Origin of the sequence: Pseudomonas sp. GM24 (assembly GCF_000282235.1) — a bacterium.
Taxonomy (GTDB): domain Bacteria; phylum Pseudomonadota; class Gammaproteobacteria; order Pseudomonadales; family Pseudomonadaceae; genus Aquipseudomonas.
In genome coordinates this window covers 1-3,561 of sequence record NZ_AKJR01000320.1, presented here as the reverse complement: position 1 = coordinate 3,561, position 3,561 = coordinate 1, and the positions used below count along the sequence as shown (strand labels likewise).

General features: G+C 55.3%; 5 protein-coding genes. 1 reads left to right on the top strand and 4 read right to left on the bottom strand.

Annotation, left to right across the window (positions count from 1 at the left end; genetic code table 11):
* The first annotated feature begins 59 nt into the window (after nucleotides 1–59).
* Nucleotides 60–1,208 carry an aldose epimerase family protein gene (locus PMI23_RS27705; protein WP_007918676.1) on the top strand — a complete coding sequence of 383 codons (1,149 nt, stop codon included), beginning with the start codon at nucleotides 60–62 and terminating at the stop codon, nucleotides 1,206–1,208.
* A gap of 110 nt (nucleotides 1,209–1,318) precedes the next feature.
* On the opposite strand, the gene PMI23_RS27700 is transcribed toward PMI23_RS27705, so the two are convergent.
* The 4 genes from PMI23_RS27700 to PMI23_RS27685 all read right to left on the bottom strand — a co-directional run.
* Entirely contained in the window at nucleotides 1,319–1,714 is a 396-nt protein-coding gene (locus tag PMI23_RS27700; RefSeq protein WP_007918678.1) for a hypothetical protein, read from the bottom strand.
* Between the two features lie 80 nt (nucleotides 1,715–1,794).
* Entirely contained in the window at nucleotides 1,795–2,058 is a 264-nt protein-coding gene (locus tag PMI23_RS27695; protein ID WP_007918680.1) for a PAAR domain-containing protein, read from the bottom strand.
* 198 nt (nucleotides 2,059–2,256) lie between these two features.
* Nucleotides 2,257–2,574, bottom strand: a complete 318-nt coding sequence (locus tag PMI23_RS27690) for a hypothetical protein (protein WP_007918682.1) — start codon at nucleotides 2,572–2,574, stop codon at nucleotides 2,257–2,259.
* Nucleotides 2,571–3,561, bottom strand: a 991-nt coding sequence (locus tag PMI23_RS27685; protein WP_007950247.1) for an RHS repeat-associated core domain-containing protein, incomplete at its 5' end; no start/stop codon positions are given. The genes PMI23_RS27685 and PMI23_RS27690, both read right to left, overlap by 4 nt.

The following is a 3,561-nucleotide window of genomic DNA, read 5'->3' as shown; positions in this document are numbered from 1 at the left end:
GCAGCTCCTACACGGCATCGGCGCCATTTTGAAAACAACAACAAAAAGGAAGGTCAACCATGCTTCAATCCCGTCACCTGCTCTCCGGCCTCGGACTGTCCCTGATGATCGCCACCCTCTCCGCCAACGCGGCCGGCCTCAGCGCCGAACACAAAGCCTTCGGTAAAACCAATGACGGCACGCCCGTCGAGCAATACATCCTGCGCAACAGCCACGGCATGCAAGCCACCGTCATCACCTACGGCGCGACCCTGCAATCGCTGAAAGTCGCCGACAAGCACGGCAAGTTCGACGACGTCGTACTCGGCTTCGACGATGTGCAGGGCTATCAGAAAGGCACCGCTTACTTCGGCGCAACCATCGGCCGCTTCGGCAATCGCCTCGCCGAAGGCGCGTTCGAACTCGACGGCAAGCGCTATCAAGTGCCGCAGAACGACAAGACCAACGCGCTGCACGGCGGCACATCGGGCTTCGACAAGAAAGTCTGGAAGGCCCAGGAAACTAAGGACAAGGATTCGGTCGGCGTGACCCTGACCTATCTCTCGGCGGACGGCGAAATGGGTTTCCCCGGCAACCTCACCACTGAAGTGACCTATCGCCTCACCGACAACAACGAACTGCGCATCGACTACAAGGCCAGCACCGACAAACCGACCGTGCTCAACCTGACCAACCACAGCTACTTCAACCTCGCCGGCGCCGGCAATGGCGACATCCTCAAACAGGTCGCCACCCTGCACGCCAGCCATTACACCCCGGTCACCGCCAAGCTGATCCCGACCGGCGAACTGGCACCCGTGGCCGGCACGCCGATGGACTTCAGCAAACCGACCGCAATCGGCACGCACATCAAGGCTGATCATCCGCAGCTGAAATTTGCCGAGCCGAAACAGGGTGGGTTCGATTTCAACTGGGCGCTGGATACCAAGGGCGATATCGGCAAAGTAGCGACTGAGGTGAGTGACCCGCAGTCCGGTCGCGTGCTGCAGTTGTTCACCACGGAACCGGGTGTGCAGTTCTATACCAGCAACTTCCTCGACGGCACCGTCAAGGGCAAGGGTGGCAAGGTGTATCCGCACTGGGGCGCGTTTACTCTGGAGACTCAGCATTATCCGGATTCACCGAATCAGCCGGACTTCCCGAGCACTCGGCTTGATCCGGGGCAGACTTACAGCCACAGCGTGGTGTTGAAGTTCTCCGCGAAATAACCTCCAACGCTGATCGCTCCCACGCTCCGCGTCCCTTCGCGAACTGGAACGCGGAGCGTCCCTTGAGGCATTCCATTGTTGCGCGTGGGAACGATCAATCACCAAGGAGATTACAGACCCACACGCTCCAATCCCTGACGCATGCCTTGATCCGCCTGCTCGCACCACTGCTTCAGCGTCAGACTCGGCGGCAGATTGGCCTCCAGGGTTTTGTATTGACCATCGTCCAATACTTCACCCTTGCGACCATGGGCCTCGTTCTTATCGCCGTCGCTCTTGTCCATCTGCCCTGGAATACCAGCAACAAACGCCACCATTTTATTGGCGTTCGTAGCGCTTTCAGCTTTCAGGAAACCTTTGTCAACGCAATGGTTAATCAGACCGGACATGTTACGCCCAGTGTCGTACATCCCTTTCAACGTAGCGGCGTCCGGTCCTTCTGCGTGAGCAACATTGACGGTGCCCAGAGCGGCGGTCAGTGCGAGGATCAAAGCGGTGTTCTTCATGTTTATTCCTTTAATGGATGAAGCCAGGTTGTTTACTTGCAGTATTCCTGAGGGCGAACGAAAAGCTCACCCTCGCGGATTCAACTGACCACCGCTCCTTTCGGGCCACTGGCAATCAGCGCGGCCCCGCAGGCGGTTTTCATGCCGTCCAGCGCGATGGGCGTTCCATCGACGGTGTAAGTGCTGCTGCCTTCGGCAATTGGAAAAATGCCTTTGCACAGAGGACAACTGACTTTGTGGCCAACCCCTGCGATGGGCTTGCCGTTGAGGTCAGTCTGGGAAAAGGCTTCGAGGACTTTGCCACCGTGAGTGGTGGAGTCGCCCAAGCGAATGGCGTCTTTCATGTTGTCATTCCTTCGACTACGAGGGTTGACTGCAGCCTCGATCAATTTCGCGTCTTTCGACCACCAATGGCAGAGAGTTTTATCAGAGGCAGGTTGCGTTTAATCAACCTTCAAAAACGTGGCCTGCCCCTGATATATTTCATAAATTTTTAGAGATTAAAAAGTGGCTATTCGGCTGCAATTTGACCGAGAGTCAACCTACACGCGGAAGGCCTCATTTAAGCCAACCTCTTCATCCTCGTCCCCATCTTCAAGACACCTGAAATTTCTTCCATTGAGTGCTTTTTTAAGTAGGGCGTACAGTTCTGCTGATTGGAAATTCACTTGGAGCCACAGGGATTCATCATCCCCATAAATGAGACGAGTATCGTAAGCCCCACTGCTATTCAACGAGTGATCCTTCAAATAAAGATCACCGTCGCCCGAGCGAACACAAGCACTACTAGCTTTAACAATGTCGATGACATGCTGAGCTGTAGAGTTGTCGTCAAACACCAATTTGTATTCATAACTCATGATCCGTGTGGTCTCCCTCGGACAGCTGGTAAATCGGCAGGATTACGAATGCCAATGTGAGTTTTATTAGGATCGGTGGAAACTTTACCCTCATCATCCAGTTGATGATTGGACGGATCCTGTTTATGGATGTGTGCATTGTTGCCAGATTTGTGAGGGCAGGCATTCAAGTTTCCGTACTTGTGAACCCTGACCTCTGAACCGTCTGCATGCTTCCAGGTTTCGTTAACCCCATTGTCTTTGGTTTTCGAAAATCCGGCGCTGTTCAACGTTCTACCGGCGCGAGGAATACTCGTACCTTTCATCCGAGGTAGATCAGAAGAGGCGGAAAGGCCAAGTGGATCAATCCACTCCAGCGGGTTAGGTACGTAATGATAAAGGTTCAGTCCACCAGCCAGCCCAATCGGGTCCTGTGAAATGAAACGCCCTACCTCAGAATCGTAGTATCGGTAGCGATTGTAATGCAGCCCCGTCTCATGATCGTGATACTGCCCCTGGAACCGTATCGGGTTCATCACGCCATGCTGCTGCGCCCACTCCGAACGCTGCTCCGTCACCTGTCCCCACGCCTTGTACTGCGCGGTCCAGGCCATGTTGCCGTGCGAGTCCGTCAATTCCTGCGGCGTGCCGAGGTGATCACACTGATACCAGACCAACGCATCAAACGGTAAAGCCGTTACCTTGTGATTCCACACCGGGTCGTCATCGAGGCTGTATTCACCGCTGTAATCCGGCAGCCCAATCAGATCAATTGGCGCATGCCGTACAGCCTGGGCCACAGGGACAAAAGTGCCCGGTTCGAAGACGTAGTGCACCGTGCGGCCGGGTTCGCCATCGCTCTGTGCCGGACTGCTTTCCCAGGCGAGGTTGTCACCATCCCAACCGTAAAGCGTGAGCCCGCAGCCAAGTTCGCGTTGTTTGCGGGCGTGTTCGTTTCTGTTCCAGAGGGAACCTGCTTCCGGGCGCTGTTTGTAATGCGCGCGGGAA

What these genes read in the sequence shown, in the direction of transcription:
- PMI23_RS27695 (WP_007918680.1), bottom strand. Translation starts at nt 2,058, where the DNA reads ATGAAAGACGCCATTCGCTTGGGCGACTCCACCACTCACGGTGGCAAA.
- PMI23_RS27705 (WP_007918676.1), top strand. Translation starts at nt 60, where the DNA reads ATGCTTCAATCCCGTCACCTGCTCTCCGGCCTCGGACTGTCCCTGATG.
- PMI23_RS27700 (WP_007918678.1), bottom strand. Translation starts at nt 1,714, where the DNA reads ATGAAGAACACCGCTTTGATCCTCGCACTGACCGCCGCTCTGGGCACC.
- PMI23_RS27690 (WP_007918682.1), bottom strand. Translation starts at nt 2,574, where the DNA reads ATGAGTTATGAATACAAATTGGTGTTTGACGACAACTCTACAGCTCAG.